The sequence below is a fragment of the Pseudomonas sp. IT-P294 genome (assembly GCF_949767865.1).
In the GTDB taxonomy this organism is placed as follows: Bacteria; Pseudomonadota; Gammaproteobacteria; order Pseudomonadales; family Pseudomonadaceae; genus Aquipseudomonas.
The window spans coordinates 150973-175233 of the sequence record NZ_CATKQW010000002.1; the positions used below are offsets into that span (position 1 = coordinate 150973).

20 protein-coding genes are annotated in these 24261 nt (G+C 58.7%); 8 read left to right on the forward strand and 12 right to left on the reverse strand.

Annotated elements, in window-relative coordinates:
- Window positions 1-322 precede the first annotated feature (322 nt).
- Together ACM6I0_RS01935 and ACM6I0_RS01940 are read right to left on the reverse strand one after the other, a co-directional pair.
- On the reverse strand, window positions 323-1606 hold the full coding sequence (locus tag ACM6I0_RS01935; protein ID WP_259155593.1) for an NAD(P)/FAD-dependent oxidoreductase: 1284 nt from the start codon (window positions 1604-1606) through the stop codon (window positions 323-325).
- Window positions 1607-1759: 153 nt separating this feature from the next.
- Window positions 1760-3250: an aldehyde dehydrogenase family protein gene (locus tag ACM6I0_RS01940; RefSeq protein WP_414921351.1), complete on the reverse strand. Its 1491-nt coding sequence runs from the start codon at window positions 3248-3250 to the stop codon at window positions 1760-1762.
- Window positions 3251-3426: 176 nt separating this feature from the next.
- Here ACM6I0_RS01940 and ACM6I0_RS01945 point away from each other — a divergent pair, with 176 nt between their 5' ends.
- Window positions 3427-4338, forward strand: coding sequence for a LysR family transcriptional regulator (locus tag ACM6I0_RS01945; RefSeq protein WP_285431816.1), 912 nt, complete (start codon window positions 3427-3429; stop codon window positions 4336-4338).
- Between the two features lie 63 nt (window positions 4339-4401).
- On the opposite strand, the gene ACM6I0_RS01950 is transcribed toward ACM6I0_RS01945, so the two are convergent.
- Window positions 4402-5208, reverse strand: coding sequence for a helix-turn-helix domain-containing protein (locus ACM6I0_RS01950; protein ID WP_285431814.1), 807 nt, complete (start codon window positions 5206-5208; stop codon window positions 4402-4404).
- A 176-nt stretch (window positions 5209-5384) separates the two neighbouring features.
- Between ACM6I0_RS01950 and ACM6I0_RS01955 the strand changes: the two genes are divergently transcribed.
- The 5 genes from ACM6I0_RS01955 to nadE all read left to right on the forward strand — a co-directional run bounded on the left by ACM6I0_RS01955 (window position 5385) and on the right by nadE (window position 9633).
- The gene (locus ACM6I0_RS01955) at window positions 5385-6842 is read left to right on the forward strand and encodes an alanine/glycine:cation symporter family protein (RefSeq protein WP_414921352.1); all 1458 of its coding nucleotides are present in this window, start codon (window positions 5385-5387) and stop codon (window positions 6840-6842) included.
- A gap of 133 nt (window positions 6843-6975) precedes the next feature.
- Window positions 6976-7233: a hypothetical protein gene (locus ACM6I0_RS01960; protein ID WP_414921353.1), complete on the forward strand. Its 258-nt coding sequence runs from the start codon at window positions 6976-6978 to the stop codon at window positions 7231-7233.
- Window positions 7234-7236: 3 nt separating this feature from the next.
- On the forward strand, window positions 7237-7398 hold the full coding sequence (locus ACM6I0_RS01965) for a hypothetical protein (protein ID WP_414921354.1): 162 nt from the start codon (window positions 7237-7239) through the stop codon (window positions 7396-7398).
- 167 nt (window positions 7399-7565) lie between these two features.
- Window positions 7566-8801 carry a nicotinate phosphoribosyltransferase gene (gene pncB / locus ACM6I0_RS01970; protein WP_285431807.1) on the forward strand — a complete coding sequence of 412 codons (1236 nt, stop codon included), beginning with the start codon at window positions 7566-7568 and terminating at the stop codon, window positions 8799-8801.
- 4 nt (window positions 8802-8805) lie between these two features.
- Window positions 8806-9633: an ammonia-dependent NAD(+) synthetase gene (gene nadE, locus ACM6I0_RS01975; RefSeq protein WP_285431805.1), complete on the forward strand. Its 828-nt coding sequence runs from the start codon at window positions 8806-8808 to the stop codon at window positions 9631-9633.
- Window positions 9634-9730: 97 nt separating this feature from the next.
- Here nadE and azu read toward each other — a convergent pair whose 3' ends face one another.
- The gene (azu, locus tag ACM6I0_RS01980) at window positions 9731-10177 is read right to left on the reverse strand and encodes an azurin (protein ID WP_222589547.1); all 447 of its coding nucleotides are present in this window, start codon (window positions 10175-10177) and stop codon (window positions 9731-9733) included.
- Between the two features lie 343 nt (window positions 10178-10520).
- Between azu and ACM6I0_RS01985 the strand changes: the two genes are divergently transcribed.
- Entirely contained in the window at window positions 10521-11108 is a 588-nt protein-coding gene (locus ACM6I0_RS01985; RefSeq protein ID WP_259155598.1) for a TIGR00730 family Rossman fold protein, read from the forward strand.
- A 68-nt stretch (window positions 11109-11176) separates the two neighbouring features.
- Complete coding sequence (locus ACM6I0_RS01990; RefSeq protein ID WP_007947526.1) at window positions 11177-11365, forward strand: hypothetical protein; 189 nt, start codon at window positions 11177-11179, stop codon at window positions 11363-11365.
- 221 nt (window positions 11366-11586) lie between these two features.
- Here the strand turns inward: ACM6I0_RS01990 and ACM6I0_RS01995 are convergent, their stop codons facing one another.
- The 8 genes from ACM6I0_RS01995 to rpsR all read right to left on the reverse strand — a co-directional run bounded on the left by ACM6I0_RS01995 (window position 11587) and on the right by rpsR (window position 24256).
- Complete coding sequence (locus ACM6I0_RS01995) at window positions 11587-12477, reverse strand: transglutaminase family protein (RefSeq protein WP_285431804.1); 891 nt, start codon at window positions 12475-12477, stop codon at window positions 11587-11589.
- Window positions 12477-14963 (reverse strand): circularly permuted type 2 ATP-grasp protein, encoded by a 2487-nt coding sequence (locus ACM6I0_RS02000; protein ID WP_414921355.1) that lies wholly within the window; start codon window positions 14961-14963, stop codon window positions 12477-12479. Before ACM6I0_RS02000 ends, ACM6I0_RS01995 begins: the two co-directional genes overlap by 1 nt.
- Window positions 14964-15051: 88 nt before the next feature.
- Window positions 15052-18327, reverse strand: a complete 3276-nt coding sequence (locus ACM6I0_RS02005) for a DUF2126 domain-containing protein (RefSeq protein ID WP_414921356.1) — start codon at window positions 18325-18327, stop codon at window positions 15052-15054.
- Between the two features lie 300 nt (window positions 18328-18627).
- Window positions 18628-20931, reverse strand: coding sequence for a YgiQ family radical SAM protein (locus tag ACM6I0_RS02010; protein WP_414921357.1), 2304 nt, complete (start codon window positions 20929-20931; stop codon window positions 18628-18630).
- A 184-nt stretch (window positions 20932-21115) separates the two neighbouring features.
- Entirely contained in the window at window positions 21116-22510 is a 1395-nt protein-coding gene (dnaB, locus tag ACM6I0_RS02015) for a replicative DNA helicase (protein ID WP_285431800.1), read from the reverse strand.
- A 119-nt stretch (window positions 22511-22629) separates the two neighbouring features.
- Entirely contained in the window at window positions 22630-23076 is a 447-nt protein-coding gene (gene rplI, locus ACM6I0_RS02020) for a 50S ribosomal protein L9 (RefSeq protein ID WP_033055552.1), read from the reverse strand.
- Between the two features lie 19 nt (window positions 23077-23095).
- Window positions 23096-23989, reverse strand: coding sequence for a hypothetical protein (locus ACM6I0_RS02025; RefSeq protein ID WP_090176231.1), 894 nt, complete (start codon window positions 23987-23989; stop codon window positions 23096-23098).
- Window positions 23990-24025: 36 nt separating this feature from the next.
- Entirely contained in the window at window positions 24026-24256 is a 231-nt protein-coding gene (gene rpsR, locus ACM6I0_RS02030; protein WP_002551829.1) for a 30S ribosomal protein S18, read from the reverse strand.
- Between the last annotated feature and the right edge of the window lie 5 nt (window positions 24257-24261).

The following is a 24261-nucleotide window of genomic DNA, read 5'->3' on the forward strand; positions in this document are numbered from 1 at the left end:
CACTGAATGCTCAGAGCAAGGGCCGTGCCATCGGTTTTTTATTCTGAGAAAAGTCGCTGCTTTATTGTTATTTCGACTGTTTCGATCCCATTTTCATTGGGCGTGCAACCGTCTAAACCGCGGAAGGTGAAACCATTTATTTTTAACGGCGCAACCCGTGCGCGCCATCATTGCAACCGCGGCGTCAAACGACGTGCAACCAGCCTGTAACAACGTGCGTCACCGAAGTGCACACTGCTGGTGCGGGACTGCTACAACCCGCACCTTTTACAGGCTAGTCGCTGCGCGAAAAAGCGCCGCTTTCAGCAACAAATTTCAACAATCAAATAACGATCCGCAAGCACTGGCCTGCGTGATACAGCGAGAACCCGGCTTCGTACAAACAGCTGCGCAAACCCACCCCTGCCAACGGCTGCATGGGGGCGAAAGGAATCGGCAGCGCCTGAGGATTTCCGTTACACAGATAGTCGGCAAATGCCTTACCGACCACCGTCCCCGTCGTCACACCCCGACCGTTATAGCCAGTGACTGCCACTAAACCGGGCGCCGGTTCGAACAAACGCATCAAGTGATCAGGGGTAAATGCAATGCAACCGGTCCACGTGCACTCCCACTCCACAGGTTTGAGGTACGGAAAGTAGTGCTGCTGAACCCGGTCGGCCCAGGCCTTGAGGAACCAGGTCGGTTTCTGATTGCCATTACCCAGGCTACCCAACAGCAATCGACCGTCCTTATCACGACGGATACTGCTGAGGACCTGCCGAGTGTCCCAGGAACCCTGGCCGCCGGGCAGAATCTGCTGCGCAGCCTCTTCGGTCAGCGGGACCGAGGCCACTTGGTAGTAATAACCGGGGAAGAAATTACGTCGAAGCTCGGTCCAGTCGCCCTCGGTGTAGGCGTTGGAGGCGATGACCACTTGCTCGGCGAGCACCGAACCCTGCGCAGTTTGCACCGACCAGCGCTGACCCTGACGTTCGAGCCGGGTGACTGCAGAATGATCGAACAGCTGGCCGCCGAGGCCGATGGCCGCTTTGGCCAGTCCGGTCGTATATGCCATCGGGTTGATCGTGCCCGCACGCCGATCAAGCAGCGCCGCAGCAATTTTTTTGGTTCCCGTCGCTTGCTCACAGGCTTGCCCGGTCAGCAGTTCGACCGGGGCACCACGACGTTTCCATTGTTGTTCACGACTGCGCAGATCGGCTTCGCCACGGGCGTTATGCGCCATGTGCAGCGTGCCTTCTCGGCGTAACTGGCAATCGATGTTGTATTTGTCGACAAGGCTGAACACCAGGGAAGGTGCCGCCCCAAGCATGCGGTTGAGCTGACTGCCGACCGCTTCGCCGAACCCGGCTTCGATCTCGTCCGGTGGAATCCACATACCGGCGTTGACCAGCCCGACATTGCGACCCGAACCGCCATGACCGGCGCGATGGGCTTCCAGCACACACACTGTCTTGCCTTGTTCCAGCAAATGCACCGCCGCCGACAGACCGGTGAAACCGGCGCCGATGACGCAGACATCGACCTTAACTTCGCCCTTGAGCGCCGCATTGTCAGGCCTTTGCGGCGTCAGTTTTTCCCACAGACACTCTTCGCGTAACGGCATTGCCAGACTCCAACAGAAACCTAACCAACACACCATTCAAGTGTGGGAGCGAGCCTGCTCGCGATAGCGTCGTCACATCCAACATCCATGTGACTGACAAACCGCTATCGCGAGCAGGCTCGCTCCCACAGGAATCACCGTTTGACTCAATACTTAGTCAAACGTAATGCCCTGAGCCAACGGCAACTCCAGCGAGTAGTTCACGGTGTTAGTCTGGCGGCGCATGTAGCCGCGCCATGCATCGGAGCCCGATTCACGACCACCGCCTGTTTCTTTCTCTCCACCAAATGCGCCACCGATTTCCGCGCCGCTCGGGCCGATGTTGACGTTGGCGATGCCGCAGTCGCTGCCCACCGCCGACATGAACTGCTCGGCTTCACGCACGTCAGTGGTGAAGATGCACGAGGACAGGCCTTGCGGTACGGCGTTGTTCAGGCGCAGGGCTTCGTCGAAATCCTTGTAGCCGATCACGTACAGAATCGGCGCGAACGTTTCGTGGCAGACCACATCGCTCTGTTCCGGCATTTCAACGATGGCCGGCGAGACGTAGTAAGCGTTCGGGAATTTATCTTCCAGTTGGCGTTTACCGCCGAACACCCGGCCGCCTTCGCTCAAGGCCTGCTCCAGCGCGTCCTGCATGTTTTCGAAACTGTTTTTGTCGATCAGCGGGCCGATCAGATTGCCTTCCAGCGGATGGCCGATGCGCACTTTGGAGTACGCGGCTTTCAGGCGGGTGACGATTTCTTCCTTCACCGATTCGTGAGCGATCAGGCGACGCAGCGTGGTGCAACGTTGACCGGCGGTGCCGACGGCGCTGAACAGGATGGCGCGAACGGCCATGTCCAGGTCGGCGCTTGGGCCGAGGATCATTGCGTTGTTGCCACCCAGTTCGAGGATGCTGCGGGCGAAACGTGCGGCGATTTTCGGCGCCACTTCACGGCCCATGCGGGTGCTGCCGGTGGCGCTGATCAGCGCGACACGCGGGTCATCGACCAAGGCTTCGCCGGCATCGTGACCGCCGATGATCACTTGGCTCAAGTGTGGCGGAGCGTCGCTGAAGTTCTTCAGTACGCGGTCGAACAGTGCCTGGCAGGCCAGCGCGGTCAGCGGGGTTTTCTCCGACGGTTTCCAGATCACCGGGTTGCCGCACACCAGCGCCAGCGTGGTGTTCCAGGCCCACACGGCGACCGGGAAGTTGAAGGCGCTGATCACGCCGACGACGCCCAGCGGGTGCCAGGTTTCGCGCATGTGGTGGCCAGGACGCTCGGAGGCGATGGTCAAGCCGTACAACTGACGGGACAGACCGACCGCGAAGTCGCAGATGTCGATCATTTCCTGAACTTCGCCCAGGCCTTCCTGAGTGATCTTGCCCGCTTCCCAGGACACCAGCTCGCCAAGGTCAGCCTTGTATTCACGCAGGATATCGCCCAGTTGACGCACCAGTTCGCCACGGCGCGGGGCCGGGACCTTGCGCCACAATTCGAACGCATGATCTGCACGACTGATGTGCTGCTCCACTTCGGCAGCACCTTCCCAGTTCACGGCGGCGATCTGGCTGCCATCGATCGGCGAATGCACCGGCACTTTGCCGTTCTGGTACAGGGCCGGGTTCACACCAAGACGATCAAGCAATGCGGCAACCATGGGTCACTCCTCAAGCAAAAAACAGAAAACGTGCAGCCGTAATTTCACGACTGATCAGACCTGTAGTTTTAGCTCGCCCGAGGTTACCCAACAAACGACCTTTAAGAGAGATATCATTCCGTTTATTCATGCTTTGAATTTGCTGGTAGTAAAAGAAACAAGAAAAAGGACCGTCCATGCTGAATAAACGCTACCTGCCGTCGATCACTGCCCTCCAGTGTTTCGAGGCCGTCACCCGGCATTTGAGCTTCACCCGGGCCGCCGAAGAGCTGAACCTGACCCAAAGCGCTGTCAGCAAACAGGTGGCGCAACTTGAAGAGCTGCTGCAGCACTTGCTGTTCCGTCGGGTGCGCCGACGCCTGCAAATGACGCCCGCTGGTGATTTGTACCTGGTGGAGGTGCGAAAAATCCTCACTCAGGTCGAGATGTCGACCCATTACCTGCGTTCCTACGGCGGCGAAACCGAAGTCTTGCGCGTCTCGACGCCGCCGACCTTCGGCGCGCGCTGGCTGGTGCCGCGCTTGAAAGGCTGGCGCCTGCGTCATCCTTCGATCCATCTGGACCTGTGCAGCGAACAGGAGGCCGACGACTTGTTGCAAGGTCGCAGCGACCTTGCGTTCTACTTCGGCCAGGGCTCACGCCCCGGCACCGAATGCCTGAAGCTCTTCGGCGAAGAGCTGGTGCCGGTCTGCGCGCCGGGCAGCATGCCAGATACGCCGTTCACCGATCCCACGCAGCTCACCGACCTGGTCCTGCTGCAAAACGCCTCCCGGCCCCAGGCCTGGCACGACTGGTTCGACAGTCAGGGCTACCACACCGAACACAGCTACCACGGCCCACGCTTCGAAACCTTCTACATGTGCATCCGCGCCGCGCAAGTCGGCTGCGGCGTCGCGCTGTTGCCGAGGTTTCTGGTGGAAGAGGAATTGGCCGATGGCAAACTGGTCATACCCTGGCAGCACGCAATGCCCAGCACCGATGCCTATTACCTGGCGTACCCGGAGCATTCGGCGGAAGTGCCCAAGGTTCGGGACTTCGTGAAGTGGATGCTGGAGCAGATTGATAGCCCGGACGCATCGCAGCACTGAGCCCATCCGCGCCCCCCCTTTAACCGGGGGGCTGCATTAAGATTTATCAGAATCATCCCAGCTTCACGAAATAACAAAGAGGCCGTCGACAACGCTGGTTTGGGCAAGGCGTGCGCGCAGATCATCATCAATGAAGGGATCATCCAGGCTATATAACCTGACTTTTCGATACGCATCAGTCCGAATCTCCTGACCGAGATACTCCCAAACAACTCGCGAACACGCGGGTGTCCGATGGTCCGCAGCGGAAACGCCGATTTTCAAGCCATTAAGCCGGGTAATACAGCTTTTAAAGCTTGGAATAAGGATGGTTTGGCTGATTTCGTTGGACGTCAGCGACTCGTAATCGATGAGAAACAATCGATCCTGCAAATAGTAGGCAAGCCCTACATACCGATACTGCTCAAACTCTTCTTGCGCGCCGACAATTTGTAAACGCTCATTGCGTTCATAGACGAAGTGCTCGCCATCCTCATGGATATGCACCAGTGCACAAATAATAAAACCCGGCTCCGTCATCGCATGGTAATACTCATAGTAGTAGCCCGTGTACGCTTTTATTTGCAATGAAGACTGTTGCCGAAGGTGATCAAGAATTCGTTCCGGCGCCGACACCTCGCGAGAAGCGGTTGCTCGTGCGGTCTTGCCACCAATGAGATTGATGAATTGATCTGTCGGCAGCCCTATCTCAAATTCTTCCACACCGAAAAAATCACAAATACGCTTTAGGTTAAAAGCAGTAGGGACACTACTCCCACAGAGATATTTATTAAATTGCCCACGATTAATCCGAAGTTTCCTACAGACTTCCGCGACAGATCGGTAGTGACTACACAGCAGTTTTAAGTTAGCGGGTAGAAAATCACGCATATTAACCCATCACAACAGCATCAGAAGGCGCAACCATAGCAGCTACTCGCATCACATTTAAGCAACTAGCGAAATTGCGGAAAGTTATAGATGACCTGATATTACTGAACCTGAATAATTCAGGTTTCTGTACACCGTCGATTCGCTGGCAGTCTTAAAATAGCAAGGAGCTTTGAATGCTTGACGTCATCAATGACTTTCTCTCTGGAAGGGTTTTGATACCTTTAGTTCTCGGACTAGGAACCTACTTCACCATCCGCTCGCGATTCGTACAGCTTCGCTACTTTGCACACATGATTTCTGTATTACGTGACAGCTCGACTACCGGTAACCGCCACTTAAGCTCGTTTCAGGCATTGACGCTCAGCCTCGCCGGACGGGTCGGAACCGGCAATATCGTAGGCGTCGGAATTGCCGTGAGCATGGGCGGACCCGGTGCAGTGTTCTGGATGTGGATGACCGCTCTACTGGGAATGTCGAGCAGCTTTTTCGAATGCACACTGGGCCAACTGTACAAGCGCTGCGATGAGAATGGTCAGTATCGCGGGGGACCGTCCTGGTATATCCAGCATGGTCTGGGCAAACGTTGGCTCGGAATAATTGCTGCGCTTCTGCTTTTGGTGACCTTCGGGTTTGCTATCAATGGCCTTGAATCGCATGCCGTATCGCATTCTCTCAACGATGCATTTGGATTATCGACGTCATGGTCCGGACTCGCGCTGTCGTTGTTGCTGGGCACAGTGTTCATGGGAGGTATAAAGCGAATCGCTGCAGTTGCCGATCTATTGGTTCCCCTTAAAGTCATCGCCTATGTCGGCGTGACGCTTTACGTCATCGTGTTACAAATTGATCAGGTCCCCGGTGCACTGATCAGCATCGTCAAAAGTGCATTTGGACTGGATCAGGCATTTGGCGGGCTCGTCGGCAGTGCGATCATCATGGGAGTGAGGCGCGGAGTTTTTTCCAATGAAGCAGGATTGGGCAGTGCACCTAACGTTGCCTGCGCGGCAAAAGTCGCCCACCCGATAGCTCAAGGTGTGGTGCAGGCATTTAGTGTCTTCATCGATACCATCGTTATTTGCACCTGCACTGCGTTGATCATTTTGCTTTCAGGTTTTTACACTCCCGGCTTTGAAGGCGACGGCATTACGCTGGCTCAAAACTCGCTGGCTGAGGTGGTCGGTGATTGGGGCCGGATGTTTATCAGCGTGGTACTTGCGCTGTTTGTGTTCACGGCAATGCTCTACAACTACTACCTGGGTGAAAACAGCTTGCGATTCATCATTGCTGCCCCTCGCAAATCATTAATCGCGTACCGCCTCTTGGTATTGATGCTGGTTTTTTGGGGCGCGATTGAAGACCTTTCCACGGTGCTCGCGTTTGCCGACATCACCATGACACTTTTGGCCTTGGTCAACCTGATAGCGATGGCATTACTATTCAAAGTTTGCATGCGAGTTCTGGACGACTACGATGAACAACGTCGCGCCGGCACCCGAACGCCCGTTTTTAACTCCAGCAAGTTTCGCGATCTGGATATCGATTTGATGGCCTGGCCTGCGGTTCCAACTCCCCTCCCGCCGACGAGTCCCGTATGTGCGGTTCGGGCCCCGGCTAAAGCCAAGCTCACATAGATTTCGAATAAACGCTGATCCATTGCATTGTTGCGGTGGTTCAGCAGTCAAGCAATGCCAGGCAACGTCATCCCCCCTAAAAATAACAACTGATCGCGCCCAAACAACCCAAGCGCGCTCAAGGAGCTCGTCCGTGAATCGCTTTCATCCTCTTAAAGCCAACGCATCAAACAGCCCAACTTTTTATATAGACTCGCATGCCGCACCTCATTTGTTATTTGAAGACGCCTGTTTCAGAATTCGCGCAGCCACCAGCCTCTTAGAGGCGCTGACTTCGGTAACCGTCAAACATACCACTGATGCTGATTTTTTCCGCTTGATACTTCCAGCCTATTTATTGCTCCAGGACGGTGTCGATGCACTGGATCAAATAACATTCAAAGGACTCTAGATCATGGCAAGATCAGCGACTCATGAAATGATCAAAGCCGCGATGATTAAGGCCATTGAAACAGGTCTTGTTCCTCGTCACCGCCACTTGGATGGCTATGTAAAAAGTTGGGAGAGCCTGGCGCTCGTCATCCAGGCAGCCCTTGAGGCAACACATGAGAATTGATTAAACACTGACGTTGCTTTGGCAGCAGCTGGCAACAATTGATTAATCCATCATGAACACAAAAAAAACTGGCAATCTCCACCCCTGTTATGCGCCACTAGCCCCATTCATTGAAGCCGCTGAAACGTCGTGGCCACGGGCCACGGCCAGCCTGGAGAACCCCAGTTATGAGCGAGAGCGTGTTTGGCGATCGCATCGTGCAGAACCTGCTCGACACCGACTTCTACAAACTGACGATGATGCAGGCGGTGCTGCACAACTACCCGAACGTAGACGTCGAATGGGAGTTCCGTTGCCGCAACAGTGAGGATTTGCGTCCCTACCTGGCGGAAATCCGGGTCCAGATCGAACGCCTGGCCGAGTTGAGCCTGAGCGCCGATCAATTGAGCTTCATGGAGCGAATCAGCTTCATGAAGCCGGATTTTCTGCGCTTTCTCGGGCTGTTTCGCTTCAACCTGCGCTACGTCCACACCGGCATTGAAAACGGCGAGCTTTTTATCCGTCTACGCGGACCGTGGCTGCATGTGATCCTGTTCGAAGTACCGCTGCTGGCGATCGTCAGCGAAGTGCGCAACCGCTATCGCTACCCGCAAGTGGCGATGGAACAGGTGCGCGAGCAGCTTTATCGCAAATTCGACTGGCTGACCGCCAACGCCAGCAGTGACGAATTATCCGAACTTCAGGTCGCCGATTTCGGCACACGCCGGCGCTTTTCGTTCCGTGTGCAGGAAGAAGTGGTGAACGTGCTCAAGCACGATTTCCCCGGGCGCTTCGTCGGCACCAGCAACGTGCACCTGGCACGAGAGCTGGACATGAAGCCGCTGGGCACGATGGCCCACGAGTGGATCATGGCCCACCAGCAACTTGGGCCACGGCTGATCGACAGCCAGATCGCCGCCCTCGATTGCTGGGTGCGCGAGTATCGGGGTCTGCTGGGGATCGCCCTGACCGACTGCATCACCATGGATGCCTTCCTCAACGACTTCGACCTGTTCTTTGCCAAGCTCTTCGACGGCCTGCGCCATGACTCTGGGGATCCGGTGATCTGGGCAGAAAAAGCGATCGCCCACTATCAAAAGCTGGGCATCGACCCGATGAGCAAGACCCTGACGTTCTCCGACAGTCTGACGCTGCAAAAGTCGCTGGAAATATTTCGAGCGCTGCGTGGTCGGATCAATGTCAGTTTTGGTATCGGGACTAACCTGACGTGCGACATTCCGGGTGTTGAACCGATGAGCATCGTGCTTAAAATGGCCGCCTGCAACGATCAGCCCGTGGCCAAGATTTCCGATGAGCCGGGCAAGACTCACTGCAAAGACCCGAATTTCGTCGCCTACTTGCGACATGTTTTCCAAGTACCTGCCGCCCTTTCCAGCACATCCAGTCCATCTAGCAAGGAGTGAATTCATGCAAGCCGTACAGCGTGAGATTGCTGAGCAGCTCAAGGTTCAACCACCGTTCGCCGACCATGCCGCCCTCGAGGCGGAAATCGCCCGGCGCATTCGCTTCATCCAGGATTGCCTGGTCAATTCCGGGCTCAAGACGCTGGTGTTGGGCATCAGTGGTGGTGTCGATTCGCTGACCGCCGGCCTGCTGGCCCAGCGCGCCATGCGCGAATTACGCGAAAAAACCGGTGATAAAAGTTACAAATTCATCGCCGTACGCTTGCCGTACGAGACTCAGTTCGATGAACACGACGCTCAGGCTTCGGTGGACTTCATCGCCCCGGACGAACGTCACACGGTGAACATTGGCCCGGCAGTCAAATCCCTGGCCAGTGAAGTCGCGGCGTTTGAAGGCAAACACGCCGTCTCCGTGGACTTCGTGCTGGGCAACACCAAGGCGCGGATGCGCATGGTCGCTCAATACACCATCGCCGGCGCGGCCCACGGGCTGGTCATTGGCACCGACCACGCGGCGGAAGCCGTGATGGGGTTCTTCACCAAATTCGGTGACGGCGCCTGCGACCTCGCACCGCTCAGTGGCCTGGTGAAAAACCAGGTACGTGCCATCGCCCGCCACTTCGGCGCCCCCGAGTCGCTGGTGGAAAAAGTCCCGACGGCCGATCTTGAAGATTTGTCGCCAGGCAAGCCGGATGAAGCCTCCCATGGCGTCACCTACGCCGAGATCGATGCGTTCCTGCACGGCAAGCCGGTGCGTGAGGAAGCGTTCAAGATCATTTGCGATACGTACAACAAAACCCATCACAAGCGCATGATGCCGTTCGCGCCTTGATGGGTGACGCCTGACCCGCGATGAACGATGAGCCGGTCAAATGCCAGGCACAAAAAAAGCGTCCCAAGCGGACGCTTTTTTTATTCGTTCAATTCAATTACTTCAGGGTAACAGTGCCTTTCATCATCGAGATGTGGCCTGGGAAGGAGCAGAAGAAACCATAGGTTTCGCCAGCAGCCAGTTTCGATACGTCGAAGGTCACTGAATCCGTCTCGCCGGCACCAATGACTTTTGTGTGAGCGATGATGCGCGCATCACCTTCTTTCAAGTAGTTTTTGTCGATACCGGCTGACAATCCGTCGGTAGCAATCGGTTGCATATCAGCTGTTTTGCTCAGCACCCAGTTATGGCCCATGACGTTTTTCGGCAGGCTGCCCGAGTGCTTCAGGTCCACGGTGAAGGTCTTGCAACTCTTGTCGATGCTGATTTCCTTGGTGTCATAGGACATCTGATCAGTCGAGTCGACAGTGACCTTGCATTCAGCAGCCATCAATTGACTGCTGGCCAGTGTCAGCAGGGATACCGCAACAAGTTTGGCAAACATGGTGAATCTCCAAGGCAGGGTTAACAGAAGTGCGAATGGACAGAAGACTGCCTGAAAACTTCGCAAGTTCCTATGACCTGAATCAAAAATTGTATACAACTTTCGGGCTATGACACCTATCGAAACAATCTACCAGCCAGACGTCTAGGTCGGCCCTATCATCAGGTCGTCATCACTCACCCGGAGCGTCTGTCATGTCCATCAACAGCTTTTTGTGCAGTTTGCTCGCCGCCTATGCCTGTGGCGCAAGCGGCACCTTTGAAACACCTGAACGCGAAGTTTAGCCCTTGGAACGCGGCTTGCCTGCCTTTACTCTGTGGCCATCCTGACCATGGAGTAAGGCATGTCTTTAGCGTCCGTTTGTGTATTTTGCGGTGCCAGCACCGGCACCCACCCGGCTTATCGTGAAGCGGCTGTCGCCCTCGGGCAGGCATTGGCCGCGCGCAAGCTGACCCTGGTCTATGGCGGCGGCGCCGTCGGGCTGATGGGGATCGTCGCCGATGCTGCGCTGGCAGCCGGCGGTGAAGTCATCGGCATCATTCCGCAAAGTCTCAAGGACAAGGAAATCGGCCACAGCGGCCTGACCCGTCTTGAAGTGGTCGACGGCATGCATGCGCGCAAGGCGCGGATGGCCGAGCTCAGCGACGCGTTTATCGCCCTGCCCGGAGGCCTTGGCACCCTGGAAGAACTGTTCGAAGTCTGGACATGGGGCCAACTCGGTTACCACGGCAAACCGCTCGGCCTGCTGGAAGTGAACGGTTTCTACAGCAAGTTGACGGGTTTTCTTGATCATATCGTCGGTGAAGGCTTCGTTCGCGAACCACACCGTGACATGCTGCAAGTGAGCGAATCGCCGCAAACCCTGCTCGACGCACTGGATGCCTGGCAACCCTCGATCCCGCCAAAATGGGCCGAGCAAAAACCCAGCTAACGGCTTGGTGCCGATACAGGGCAGAATATGCGCCGCTCAACCTCACCTTCGACCCCAGAGGATCGCCCATGGCTAAACCTAATTATTCCTTCGCCAAACGTCAGAGAGACTTGGCAAAGGAGCAGAAGAAAGAGGAAAAGCTTCAGCGCAAGAAAGCTACAGCTGAAGAAGAAGCAGCAGCACTGAACCCGGATGCAGAAGGCGAAGTGGCTACAGACGAAACTGAAGCACCGAAAGATCAGGCGCCCGACGCCTGAGACCCTCAGGGCCCGATGATCTGATCAGGCCCACCGGATCTGTGTCCAGGGTCAGCAGTCACTTTGCTGACCCTCACAGTCCCCTCTGAAATACCCCATCCAAAGAACGCACACAGCCCCCTGTAGGAGTGAGCCTGCTCGCGATAGCGGTGGCACATTCAACATTTATTTTTCTGACACACCGCTATCGCGAGCAGGCTCACTCCTACAGGGGAGCTGCGTTAATCCAGTGGCATCACGGTGACGCGCACTTCCGGATCATGATTCCCGCCGCCCAGAATCACCCCACGTAGTGGCGAGACATCGGAAAAATCCCGTCCCCAAGCCAGGGTGATGTGTTCCAGTGCCGGCTGCACGTTGTTGGTCGGATCGAAATCGACCCAGCCCAGCACCGGGCAAAACACCGACACCCAGGCATGCGACGCGTCAGCGCCGATCAGTCGCGGCTGGCCCGGCGGTGGCTGGGTCAGCAGGTAGCCGCTGATGTAACGCGCCGCCAACCCACGGGAGCGCACACACGCGAGCATCAGGTGAGCAAAGTCCTGGCAAACCCCGCGCCGTCGCTCCAGCACTTCCACAAGCGGTGTCGCCACTTGAGTGGCTTCGGCGTCGAAGGTGAATTCGCTGAAGATTTTTTCCATCAATGCCTGGACGCCCAACAACAAAGGCTGACCCGCCGGGAAGCAACTGTGCGAAAAGTCGACAAAGTTGCTTTTCAAATGCACGTAGGGCGATTCGAACCGGTAACGGCACGCTTCCAGCAACTCAGGCGACAGTGGCTGGCCGCTATAGCTCAGTGCGTTGCGGGTTTCTTCCCACGCTGGGGATTGATTGAAGTCCAGCGTCGGCCGGGCCAATACCTCGACCGTGAGACTCGCGTTGACCAGCAATTCATCGTGCGGCCTCTCGAATGCCAACCGGGTCAGCGGATTGCCGAACACATCCAGCTCATCGCGGCGCGAGGTCGGGTCGGGGCTGATCTGCAACTGTCGCTCGGAGCAACGTTGCCACGCACAGGCCCGCGGCCACAGGTGCGCCAGTTGCTGGGCCAGTGATACCGGGCTGTCGTAGTGATAATGGGTGTCGTGGAAAATCTGGTAATGGGCGCTCATCAGACGGACACCGTGCGCTGGCTGACATCATCGACGTGGGCGAAATGGCGCAACGCCAAGCGATCCGACACTTGCCCGCTGGCATCGGCGATCTGTTGCAGCAAGTCGGCCAGGCCATTGATGGCGGCGCGAACGCTGGCTTCGCCGAACAACGAGTTCTCCAGGCAGCCCAGGTCGAACTGCGCCAGCCGTTCGACCAATTGCGGCAGCCCGGCTTCACGCGGCGCGCCAAAGTCATCGTTCAAACGCTTGAGCGTGCGGGTCACCAGTTTCAACTGGAACAGCACCGCGTGCGGGTTTTGCTCATCGAGCAGCAACAGGTCGAGCACCGGAATCAACTGCGCTATGGCCAGATACCGCGAGCGGTAAGTGATGCTGCTGTTGCCCAGTTCCAACAGCCATTCCAGCCCGGCTTGATCAAACGTGCCGGCACCGCGCAGAAACGCCGCCAGGCTGCCACTGAGAAACTGCAGTCGTTCGATCCGCCGGCCAGTCATCAAAAAGCGCCAGCCTTCGTCTCGCGTCATGTCATCCAGGGCGAAACCGGACAATGCCGCGAGGGACATCACCAGGCGGTTGAGGAAATCCAGCAACTCACCGAAATCCGGATCTTCGGTTTCCAGCTCCATGGCTTCGCGCTGCAACTCCACCAGCGCCTGCCAGTTTTCCCGTGAGAGTTTGCCTCGCACCTGCGATGCCGCCCACTGCAAACGTTGCAGGTTGGAGCGCAGGCTGAACGGCCAGTCGTCGCCGAGCAACGCGGCCAACAACCGCTCGGGCAACGCGCCCTCTTCCGGCAACAGATTCAGGCGCTCGCCGAGATCGACTGCCGCCTCCAGCGCCTGCGGGTCGTCCCCATCGACATAGCGCGCAAGCATGATCCGCAGCAGTCGGGCGCTGTCATCACAACGTTCGCAATAGCGGCCGAACCAGAAAAGGTTTTCCACCACCCGCGACGGCAGATAGGGATCACGCCGTACCAGATCATGCACACCGATCGTGCGCTGGGTTTTCCATTGTTCGCCGCTCGGCGGACGATCCCCCAGCACCCACGTATCCTTGCTCGCGCCGCCGCGTTGCATCGACACCACTTCGGCGTCTGCGTCTGCGGCAACCCGAGTCAAACCACCCGGCAATACCCGGTAGCCGTCGCGGCTGGCCACGGCATACATGCGCATGCCGATGGCGCGTGGTTGCAGCTGACCGTCCTCGGCCTGCCAGATAGGCGCCTGAGACAATTGCGCCAATTCTTGCGCAACATAGGCATAAGGCCGCGCCTGCATGCGCTCTGCCAACGCCTGGCGCTGTTTTTCACTCAAATCCCGGCCAAATACCGGAGCGAAGCTTTGCGACGGAAAGGCCGGCTTGATCAACAGCTCGGGCAGTTTTTCCAGGGCTTGAGCCAGCACCGGCGCTTCACCACACCACCACGTCGCGATGGACGGCAAGATCAGTTCTTCGCCGAACAGGAACTGATTGATCCGCGGCAAAAAGCCCAGCAACCCCGGCGACTCCAGCACACCGCTGCCGAGAGCATTGGCCACCAGCACGCGCCCTTGCCGCACTGCTTCGAGCAGGCCCGGCACGCCAAGCGCCGAGTCGGTGCGCAACTCCAGCGGATCGCAAAAATCATCGTCGAGCCGACGCATGATCGCGTGAACCCGACGCAGGCCGCTCAGGGTTTTCAAGTAGACCGTGGCATCGCGCACCGTGAGGTCGCCACCCTCAACCAGGGGATAACCGAGCTGACGCGCCAAATAGAGATGTTCGAAATAGCTTTCGTTGAAACGCCCCGGCGTCAGCAGCACGATCAGCGGCGCCTCATCATCGCTTGGCGCCTGGCGGGCAAGGGTTTCCTGAAGCGTGCGGAAGAACCCGGCCAGATGCTGCACCTTCAAATCGCGATACAACTCGGGAAACGCCCGAGACACGATGGTGCGGTTTTCCAGCGCATAACCGGCACCGGATGGCGCTTGAGTGCGATCTGCCGTGACCCACCAGCGGCCATCAGGCGTGCGCGCCAGATCCACTGCGTACAGATGCAGAAAGGTCCCGTCGGGCGGCGCAATGCCCTGGCAAGGCCAGAGGAAGTTGTTGTGGCCGAATACCAGTTCCGCCGGCAGCAGGCCTTCGGCGATCAGCCGTTGCGGACCATAGAGGTCCGCCAGCACAGCATTGAGCAAGCGTGCGCGCTGGGCGATCCCGGCCGACAACCGTGCCCACTCATCAGCGGCAATCACATGGGGCAGCAGGTCAAGCTCCCACGGTCGGTCAGCGCCCTTGGGGTCGGCGTAGACGTTGTAGGTCACGCCGTTTTCCTGGATCTGCCGGGTCAACAGCGCCTGACGCTGCACCAATTGCGTTGGCGTGCTGCGTTGCAATTGGTCGAACAGACGACGCCAGTGCGGGCGCACCGCGCCGCTGTCGTCGAGCAGTTCGTGATAAGTGCCCGCCGTCAGCGGGTAGCGGTCAAGCAGGTCAGGCATGGAAAGCTCGGCAGACAGCGAAGAACGGTCAGACTAACGCAGGCTCATGACACCCGGATAGACGAAAAATCCGGGCGTCGCGTACGGTTTAGAAGCGTCGTAAATCAAGCGTCATCGGCAACTCGTCGTTTATTTCCAGGATCGGTACAGGCAGCTTCCCGGGCGTGTGCCCGATACGGAAAAACCGCGCCATCCGCCGGCTTTCGGCCTCATTGGCGTTCACCGGCAGGCTGTCGTAGTTGCGCCCGCCCGGATGGGCGACGTGGTACTGACAACCACCCAGCGAACGTTGCATCCAGGTGTCGAGCAGGTCGAACACCAACGGTGCGTGAACCGGGATGGTGGGTTGCAGGCAGTTGGCCGGTTGCCACGCGCGAAAACGCACGCCGGCGACGAATTCACCAATCCGCCCGGTAGGCTGCAAGGGCACCGGGACACCGTTGCAGGTCAGCATGTAACGCTGCGGCGCAAGGCCGGTGAGTTTGACCTGCAAGCGTTCCAGCGACGAATCCACGTAACGCACCGTGCCGCCGACCGCGCCCTCCTCGCCCAGCACATGCCAAGGCTCCAGCGCCTGGCGCACTTCAAGCTCAATGCCACTGACCGCGTAATCGCCGACCTTGGGAAAGCGAAATTCCAGATGCGCCGCAAACCACTCCGCCCGCACTGGATAACCGGCAGCATTGAGGTCGACGATCACATCAGCGAAATCTTGCTCGATAAAGTGTGGCAACAGGAACCGGTCATGCAGCTCGGTGCCCCAGCGCGCCAGCTTCGGCGGCGCATAAGGCTCACGCCAGAACCGCGCGACCAGCGCCCGCAGCAACAACTGCTGAGCCAGACTCATGCGCGCATGCGGCGGCATTTCAAACGCGCGCAATTCGAGCAGTCCAAGCCGCCCCGTGGCGCCATCCGGCGAATAGAGCTTGTCGATGCAGAACTCGGCGCGGTGCGTGTTGCCGGTCACGTCGATCAGCAAGTTGCGCAGCAACCGGTCGACCAGCCACGGCGCACACGCCTCGCCCGGTTCGGGCATCTGGGCGAAGGCGATTTCCAACTCGTACAACGCATCGTTGCGCGCTTCATCGACACGCGGCGCCTGGGACGTCGGGCCGATGAACAATCCGGAAAACAGGTAGGACAGCGACGGGTGGTTGTGCCAATAGCTGATCAGGCTGCGCAGCAGATCCGGACGGCGCAGAAACGGTGAGTCCGCCGGCGTAGCGCCACCCAGCACAAAATGGTTACCGCCGCCGGTGCCGGTGTGTCGCCCGTCGATCATGAATTTCTCGGTGGTCAATCGGGTCTGGCGCGCTTCTTCGTACAGAAACTCGGTGCGCTCGACCAACTCGTCCCACGTGGCGGACGGTTGCACGTTGACCTCGATTACGCCTGGATCGGGGGTAATACGGAAGTTGCTCAGGCGCGGATCGCTCGGCGGCTCATAGCCCTCCAGCAACACTGGGCAATGCAGTTCCTGAGCCGTGGCCTCGATGGCGCTGACCAGCTCCAGATAGTCTTCGACCCGTTCCAGAGGCGGCATGAACAGGTACAACCGCCCTTCCCGGGCCTCGGCGCAGAACGCGGTGCGGGTGAGCCAGTCGGCGGACTCATCAACCTTCGGCGCCCGCTCTACCGCGTCGGCCGGCACGCCGGGGCTGCTCAACTGCGTCGTGTCCGGCAGTGTCGCAAATTCCTGGTTAGGATCGGCGGGATGAATGAACGGGTACTCCGCCGCCTTCACCCAAGGCTGCGAGCCCAGCGGCAAGCGATAGCCCAACGGCGAATCCCCCGGCACCAGCCGGCAATGTTCGTCGCGCAGATACCAGCGACCGCTTTGCCACTGATCACCCTTGGCGGTACGCGCCAGCGGCAAGACCTGACCGATGACTTTGTCCAGGCCTTGGCTGAAGACTTTGCGCAGGCGCGCACGCTCCAACGGCTCTTCCAGACGTGAGTCTTCGGCGCTGACGTTCATCGGCAAAGTGCCTTCGCGCCAGAGGTAATAGAAATTGTCTTCGTAGGCTGGAAAGACGAAGCGCGTGGGAATTTTCAGGCGTTCGGCGACACTCGCCAGAAAACGCCCGGCCAGTTCGCCATCGGCACCGTAGTCTTCCTGCTCATCGGCGATCAAGGCGCTGTTGTGCCAGATCGGCACGCCATCGCGGCGCCAGTAGCAGTTCAGCGACCAGCGCGGCAATTGTTCGCCGGGGTACCATTTGCCCTGACCGAAATGCACCAGGCCTTGGGGCGCGTAATGCTTGCGCATGCGCTGGAACAGCTCGGCGGACAGGCGTCGCTTGTCCGGCCCCAGCGCTGCGGTGTTCCATTCGGCGCCGTCCGGGTCATCGATGGACACGAAAGTCGGCTCGCCGCCCATGGTCAGGCGCACATCGCCTTCGAGCAGGTCAGCATCGATCTGCCGGCCCAGCGCCTGGATCGCCAGCCACTGGTCTTCGGTATAGGGCTTTGTGACCCGCGGCGCTTCCCAGATCCGCTCCACGGACATTTCGTGGGTGAACTCACACTCGCACGGCTCCACCAAGCCACTGATCGGTGCCGCAGAGCCCGGATCGGGACTGCACGCCAACGGAATGTGTCCTTCCCCGGCAAACAGCCCTGAGGTCGCGTCCAGGCCGATCCAGCCGGCACCGGGCAAATAGACCTCGCACCAGGCGTGCAGGTCGGTGAAATCCACTTCGGTGCCAGAGGGGCCGTCGAGGCTTTTGACGTCGGCCGTCAACTGGATCAGGTAACCGGAGACGAATCGAGCCGCCAGGCCGAGGTTTCGCAGCAGTTGCACCAGCAACCACGCCGAGTCGCGGCACGAGCCCGAGGCGTGCTCAAGGGTGTGCTCTGGCGTTTGCACACCCGGCTCCATGCGGATCAGGTAGCCGATGTCTTCGCTCAAGCGCTGGTTGAGCGCCACGAGGAAATCCACGCTCGGCAGCGGCGTGCGGTCGATGCCGTCCAGATAAGCCTTGAACTTCGGCGTCAGGGGCAAGGTTTCCAGATAGGGCGCCAGTTCCTTGCGCTCATCCGCGGCGTAAGTGAAAGGAATCTTTTCCGCGTAGGGCTCGAGGAAGAAATCGAAGGGATTGAACACCGCCATCTCCGCCAGCAGATCGACTTCGATCCGCAGCTCGGAGGTTTTTTCCGGGAACACCAATCGCGCCAGGTAATTGCCCTGGGGGTCCTGCTGCCAGTTGATGAAGTGCTGCTCGGGCGAAACTTTCAGCGCATAGGAGAGAATCCGCGTGCGACTGTGGGCGGCCGGGCGCAGGCGAACGATCTGCGGACCGAGCTCGACGGCGCGGTCGTAGCGGTAATGCGTGACGTGGTGCAATGCGACATGAATCGACACGGCGTGCCTCCTGCGAGCCTTAAGCGTATTGGAAAGCGCGCAAGACTTATGCCATCCCGTGGCGCTGGCGCTTTCTTCCGTTGCTTGAGGCAGTACAGCACCAAAATCGGGCGATGCGAGAAATTGGTTGGGCGCAGTTGCACGAAAATGTTGCGAAGAGAGGCTTGATCGTTCCCACGCTCCCGCGTGGGAATGCAGCCCGTGACGCTCCGCGTCACTGGACGCGGAGCGTCCCTTGAGGCATTCCCACGCAGAGCGTGGGAACGATCAGGTTGGCGTTTTGCTCAGCTCAAGCGAGGCTTAGCGCGGTACGACCGGCTTACGTGCGGGCTTGGGCCCTTTGCCTTTGGCCGCGTCCTTGCGCTCCTTGGCTGCCTGCTGGTTGCGGGCGAACGCCGCAGCCTTGGCCTGTTCACGCTTGTCCCACGGGTTGCCGCCATCGCTGGCGCGTGGTGGCAGGCCGGTGTGCTGGGTCAGGATCTTGGTCGTCTTTTCCCCGGCCACTTTGTGGCTGCCAGCCGGCGTCGAGTTCTTGCGACGGGCACTCTGGTAGCTGTCGGTCGCCGGCTGATGCAACGGAATCAACTGATTCTTGCCCGGCCCGATCAAGTCGGCGCGGCCCATACGGGTCAGCGCTTCACGCAGCATCGGCCAGCCTTTCGGATCGTGGTAGCGCAAGAACGCCTTGTGCAAACGACGCTGCTCTTCGCTCTTGACGATGGTTACCGCGTCGCTCTTGTACGTCACCTTGCGCAGCGGGTTCTTGCCCGAGTGGTACATCGCGGTGGCGGTGGCCATCGGCGACGGGTAGAACGCCTGCACCTGGTCGGCACGGAAACCGTTGCCCTTGAGCCACAGGGCCAGGTTCATCATGTCTTCGTCGGTGGTGCCCGGGTGGGCAGCGATGAAGTACGGAATCAGGTACTGCTCTTTCCCGGCTTCCTTGGAGTACTTCTCGAACATGCGCTTGAACTTATCATAGCTGCCGATGCCCGGTTTCATCATCTGGTTGAGCGGACCTTCCTCGGTGTGTTCCGGGGCGATCTTCAGGTAACCACCGACGTGATGGGTCACCAGCTCCTTGACGTATTCCGGCGACTCGACCGCGAGGTCGTAGCGCAAGCCGGAAGCGATCAGGATCTTCTTCACACCCGGCAGGGCACGGGCGCTGCGATACAGCTGGATCAGCGACGAGTGATCGGTGTTCAAGTTCGGGCAGATGCCCGGGAACACGCACGATGGCTTGCGGCACGCGGATTCGATTTCCGGGCTCTTGCAGGCGATGCGGTACATGTTCGCGGTCGGGCCGCCGAGGTCGGAAATGACGCCGGTAAAGCCTGGGACCTTGTCGCGGATCTCTTCGATTTCGCGAATGATCGACTCTTCGGAGCGGTTCTGGATGATCCGGCCTTCGTGCTCGGTGATCGAGCAGAAGGTGCAGCCGCCGAAGCAGCCACGCATGATGTTCACCGAGAAACGGATCATGTCGTAGGCCGGGATTTTTTCCTTGCCATACGCCGGATGTGGAACGCGGGCATAAGGCATGCCGAACACGTAGTCCATTTCTTCGGTGGTCATCGGAATCGGCGGCGGGTTGAACCAGACGTCGACATCGCCGTGCTTTTGCACCAGCGCGCGAGCGTTGCCCGGGTTGGTTTCCAGGTGAAGCACGCGGTTGGCGTGAGCATAAAGCACCGCGTCGCCACGGACTTTTTCAACGGATGGCAGACGGATCACGGTCTTGTCGCGAGTCATCTTCGGGCTGGCCAGGATCTGCACGACCTTGGCTTCGCTCGGGTCTTCAACCGGTCCCTTTTCCTGCTCGATGGCGCAGGCTTGGGTATCCTGGGTGTTGACGTACGGGTTGATGATCTTGTCGACCTTGCCCGGACGGTCGATGCGCGTGGAATCGACTTCGTACCAGTCTTTGGGCGTATCGCGACGAATGAACGCGGTGCCGCGCACGTCGGTGATGTCTTCGATCTTGTGACCGTAAGACAGACGCTGGGCGACTTCGACGATCGCGCGTTCGGCGTTGCCGTACAGCAGGATGTCGGCGCAGGCGTCGATCAGGATCGAGTTGCGCACCCGGTCCTGCCAGTAATCGTAGTGGGCGATGCGGCGCAGGGAGGCTTCGATGCCACCGAGAACGATCGGCACGTTCTTGTAGGCTTCCTTGCAGCGCTGGCTGTAAACCAGGCTCGCGCGGTCCGGACGCTTGCCCGCCAGGCCACCGGGGGTGTAGGCGTCGTCGGAACGGATTTTCTTGTCGGCGGTGTAGCGGTTGATCATCGAGTCCATGTTGCCGGCCGCGACGCCGAAGAACAGGTTCGGCTCGCCGAGCTTCATGAAGTCGTCTTTGGACTGCCAGTCTGGCTGGGCAATGATCCCGACGCGAAAGCCTTGCGACTCCAGCAGCCGGCCGATGATCGCCATGCCGAACGACGGATGGTCAACGTACGCATCACCGGTGACTATGATGATGTCGCATGAATCCCAGCCAAGCTGATCCATCTCCTCCCTGCTCATCGGCAGGAATGGCGCGGGACCGAAACATTCGGCCCAGTACTTGGGATAGTCAAATAACGGCTTGGCTGTTTGCATGACGATGACCGGTGTTGAGATGAAAAATCGCGGGCGCGGAATATAGCACAAAAAATAACCAATTCCGACGGCTATGGTCGGAAATAGCGGCGACCCCATCGCGAGCAGGCTCACTCCCACAGGGGAATGCATTCCAAGGTGGGAGTGAGCCTGCTCGCGATGAGGCCTGACCAGACGACGGAGATTATTCGTCGTCGAAGTTATAGCTGCCCGGCGCCAGGTTTTCGAAACGGGTGTACTTGCCGATGAACGCCAGCCGTGACGTACCGATTGGTCCGTTCCGCTGTTTACCGATGATGATTTCAGCAATGCCCTTGTGCTCGGTTTCCGGGTGATACACCTCGTCCCGGTATACGAACATGATCACGTCAGCATCCTGCTCGATCGCTCCGGATTCCCGGAGGTCGGAGTTGATCGGGCGTTTGTTCGGTCGTTGCTCCAGGGAGCGGTTGAGCTGGGACAGCGCCACCACCGGGCAATTGAATTCCTTGGCCAGGGCTTTCAAGGACCGGGAAATCTCGGAAATCTCGTTGGTCCGGTTGTCGCCACCGGAACCTGGAATCTGCATCAATTGCAGGTAGTCGATCATGATCAGGGCGATGTCGCCGTGTTCACGCACCAGACGCCGGGTCCGCGCGCGCATCTCCGAGGGGCTGATACCCGCTGTATCGTCGATGAACAGTTTGCGATCGTTGAGCAGATTGACCGCCGAGGTCAGGCGCGGCCAATCGTCATCGTCCAGGCGACCGGCCCTGACCTTGGTCTGGTCGATACGGCCAAGCGACGACAACATACGCATGATCAGCGATTCGCCTGGCATCTCAAGCGAGTAAACCAGGACGCACTTGTCGCTGCGCAACACGGCGTTTTCCACCAGGTTCATCGCAAAGGTGGTTTTACCCATGGACGGACGGCCGGCGACGATGATCAGGTCGGACGGCTGCAGGCCGCTGGTCATCTCGTCGAGGTCGGTGTAACCGGTGGACAGGCCGGTAATGGCGTTGTCGGTGTTGAACAAGGTGTCGATGCGGTCGATAGCCTTGGTCAGCAGGTCATTCACGCTCACCGGGCCGCCGGTTTTTGGCCGGGCCTCGGCAATCTGGAAGATCTGCCGTTCGGCTTCATCGAGAATCTCTTCAGCCGTGCGGCCTTCAGGGTTGAAGGCGCTGTCGGCAATCTCGCTGGCAATGCCGATCAGTTGCCGCAAGGTCGCTCGCGCACGAACGATCTGCGCATAGGCCTTGATGTTGGCGACGGACGGCGTGTTTTTCGCCAACTCACCCAGGTAACCGAGACCACCGACTTGCGAGGTCTGACCCTCCTTGTCCAATTGCTCGGCAAGGGTCACGACGTCGATCGGCGAGTTCTGATCGGCCAGTTTGGCGATCGCCCGGAAGATCAAACGGTGGTCATGTCGATAGAAATCGCCATCCGAAACCTGATCCAGCACGCGTTCCCAGGCGTTGTTGTCCAGCATCAGACCACCGAGCACGGCCTGTTCGGCCTCGATGGAATGCGGCGGCACCTTCAGGGCAGCGGTTTGCAGATCGTATTGCTCGGGTGCGGAGATATCGTTCATGGCCACTTGAATAGTTGTGTAAATCAGGAACTGCAGAAAGACAAAGGGCACGACCTGTAAACAGGATCGTGCCCGATGTTACCGGCAAGCACCCGAGGGTGCCAGCCGACAAGTGCTGCTTAAGCTGCTACCACGACAACGCGTACGGTGGCTTCAACTTCGGCGTGCAGGTGCACGGCTACGTCGAATTCGCCTACGTTGCGGATGGTGCCGTTCGGCAGACGAACTTCGCTTTTTGCAACTTCAACGCCAGAGGCGGTCAGTGCATCAGCGATGTCGTGAGTACCGATCGAACCGAACAGCTTGCCTTCGTCACCAGCGGTGGCAGTGATAGTCACTTCCAGCTCAGCCAGTTGGGCGGCACGGCTTTCAGCCGAAATCTTACGGTCTGCTGCAGCTTTTTCCAGCTCAGCGCGACGCTCTTCGAACGCAGCCAGGTTGGCAGCGGTCGCAGCGGTAGCTTTGCCGTAAGGCAGCAGGTAGTTACGACCGTAACCAGCCTTGACGTTTACTTTGTCACCCAGGTTGCCCAGGTTGGTGACTTTTTCCAGAAGGATCAGTTGCATGTGAAAATCCTCTTAACTTTTAACCTTCACCGTTCGCGCTATCGGCGTCTTTCGGCGCCGAACGACCGCGAAAATCAATCAGGCTGTCGACGATGGCCAAGACCACCAGCAACGGATAGATCAGCTGCATGAACAGCAACAGCGTGACGTACAACCCCACCAGCCAGAACCTGGCCAGTCGCTTCTTCGCCACCAGCCCGTGAATCAGGGCCAGCCCGGCGAACACCAGCGGAACACTGCACAACGGTGTCAACATCGCCATCTGCGGACCGATGTTCGGCCCCAGAAGCATCAACACCAGCATTGCAATCGCCGGTCCCAGCGGGAATCGGATGGCGCGAAACTCGCGACCAAAACCACCCGGGTTGTACAACAACGCCTGCCAGTAGCGCCCGACAATCAGGCTCAGCACACTGACGATTTGCAACAAGGCCGCAATCAAGCCGGTCAGGACCGGTGCAATCAGGGACGCAAAATGCGCTTGCTCGTCTACCGACAACTTCTGGTAGACATCACCGAGTAGCGACGGCATGACCTTTATCAAGGCCTGCGCCAGCATCTCGATCTGGGGCGCAAAAGCCGCCCCCAGCACCACCGAAAACACCGTTCCCACTGCTACGCTGACCAGCAGCACGCGGACCCAGGACTCGCTTGCGCGCAAAACCAACGCAAGACTCGAAGACCCCAGCAGCACCAGAAGTGCCCGTGGGTCGTCGGAGTAAAGCCACCAGACCAATGCCGGCAGCAATCCCAGAGCAAGTACGCCAATGGCGTCCTTCAATCCGCGCCGCAAGAGCACGAGGCATCCAGCGGCAGCACCCAACCAATACAACAACGGCAATGTTGCGCATCCGGCCACTACGAGAGTGGCCTGCATACGGCCGCGCATGATGAACTCAGCTAAGGCACGCATGCTTTCAATCCTTTGCTACGTGTCGACTGCCCGGTCTCAGCGGCCGTGGCTGTCGGTGTAGGCCAGCAGGGCCAGGAAGCGGGCGCGCTTGATAGCGGTGGCCAGCTGACGCTGATAACGTGCTTTGGTACCGGTGATGCGGCTTGGAACGATTTTGCCGGTCTCGGATACATAAGCTTTCAGAGTGTTGAGATCTTTGTAATCGATCTCTTTCACGTCTTCAGCGGTGAAGCGGCAGAATTTACGACGACGGAAGAAACGTGCCATTTGAT

Excerpts from the sequence above, each read along its gene's own strand:
- ACM6I0_RS01965 (WP_414921354.1), top strand. The coding sequence starts at position 7,237 with ATGGCAAGATCAGCGACTCATGAAATGATCAAAGCCGCGATGATTAAG.
- pncB (WP_285431807.1), top strand. The coding sequence starts at position 7,566 with ATGAGCGAGAGCGTGTTTGGCGATCGCATCGTGCAGAACCTGCTCGAC.
- ACM6I0_RS02010 (WP_414921357.1), bottom strand. The coding sequence starts at position 20,931 with ATGCAAACAGCCAAGCCGTTATTTGACTATCCCAAGTACTGGGCCGAA.
- dnaB (WP_285431800.1), bottom strand. The coding sequence starts at position 22,510 with ATGAACGATATCTCCGCACCCGAGCAATACGATCTGCAAACCGCTGCC.
- rplI (WP_033055552.1), bottom strand. The coding sequence starts at position 23,076 with ATGCAACTGATCCTTCTGGAAAAAGTCACCAACCTGGGCAACCTGGGT.
- ACM6I0_RS02000 (WP_414921355.1), bottom strand. The coding sequence starts at position 14,963 with ATGCCTGACCTGCTTGACCGCTACCCGCTGACGGCGGGCACTTATCAC.
- ACM6I0_RS01995 (WP_285431804.1), bottom strand. The coding sequence starts at position 12,477 with ATGAGCGCCCATTACCAGATTTTCCACGACACCCATTATCACTACGAC.
- ACM6I0_RS01950 (WP_285431814.1), bottom strand. The coding sequence starts at position 5,208 with ATGCGTGATTTTCTACCCGCTAACTTAAAACTGCTGTGTAGTCACTAC.
- azu (WP_222589547.1), bottom strand. The coding sequence starts at position 10,177 with ATGTTTGCCAAACTTGTTGCGGTATCCCTGCTGACACTGGCCAGCAGT.
- ACM6I0_RS02025 (WP_090176231.1), bottom strand. The coding sequence starts at position 23,989 with ATGCGTGCCTTAGCTGAGTTCATCATGCGCGGCCGTATGCAGGCCACT.
- nadE (WP_285431805.1), top strand. The coding sequence starts at position 8,806 with ATGCAAGCCGTACAGCGTGAGATTGCTGAGCAGCTCAAGGTTCAACCA.
- ACM6I0_RS01955 (WP_414921352.1), top strand. The coding sequence starts at position 5,385 with ATGCTTGACGTCATCAATGACTTTCTCTCTGGAAGGGTTTTGATACCT.
- ACM6I0_RS01945 (WP_285431816.1), top strand. The coding sequence starts at position 3,427 with ATGCTGAATAAACGCTACCTGCCGTCGATCACTGCCCTCCAGTGTTTC.
- ACM6I0_RS01990 (WP_007947526.1), top strand. The coding sequence starts at position 11,177 with ATGGCTAAACCTAATTATTCCTTCGCCAAACGTCAGAGAGACTTGGCA.
- ACM6I0_RS01940 (WP_414921351.1), bottom strand. The coding sequence starts at position 3,250 with ATGGTTGCCGCATTGCTTGATCGTCTTGGTGTGAACCCGGCCCTGTAC.
- ACM6I0_RS01985 (WP_259155598.1), top strand. The coding sequence starts at position 10,521 with ATGTCTTTAGCGTCCGTTTGTGTATTTTGCGGTGCCAGCACCGGCACC.
- rpsR (WP_002551829.1), bottom strand. The coding sequence starts at position 24,256 with ATGGCACGTTTCTTCCGTCGTCGTAAATTCTGCCGCTTCACCGCTGAA.
- ACM6I0_RS01935 (WP_259155593.1), bottom strand. The coding sequence starts at position 1,606 with ATGCCGTTACGCGAAGAGTGTCTGTGGGAAAAACTGACGCCGCAAAGG.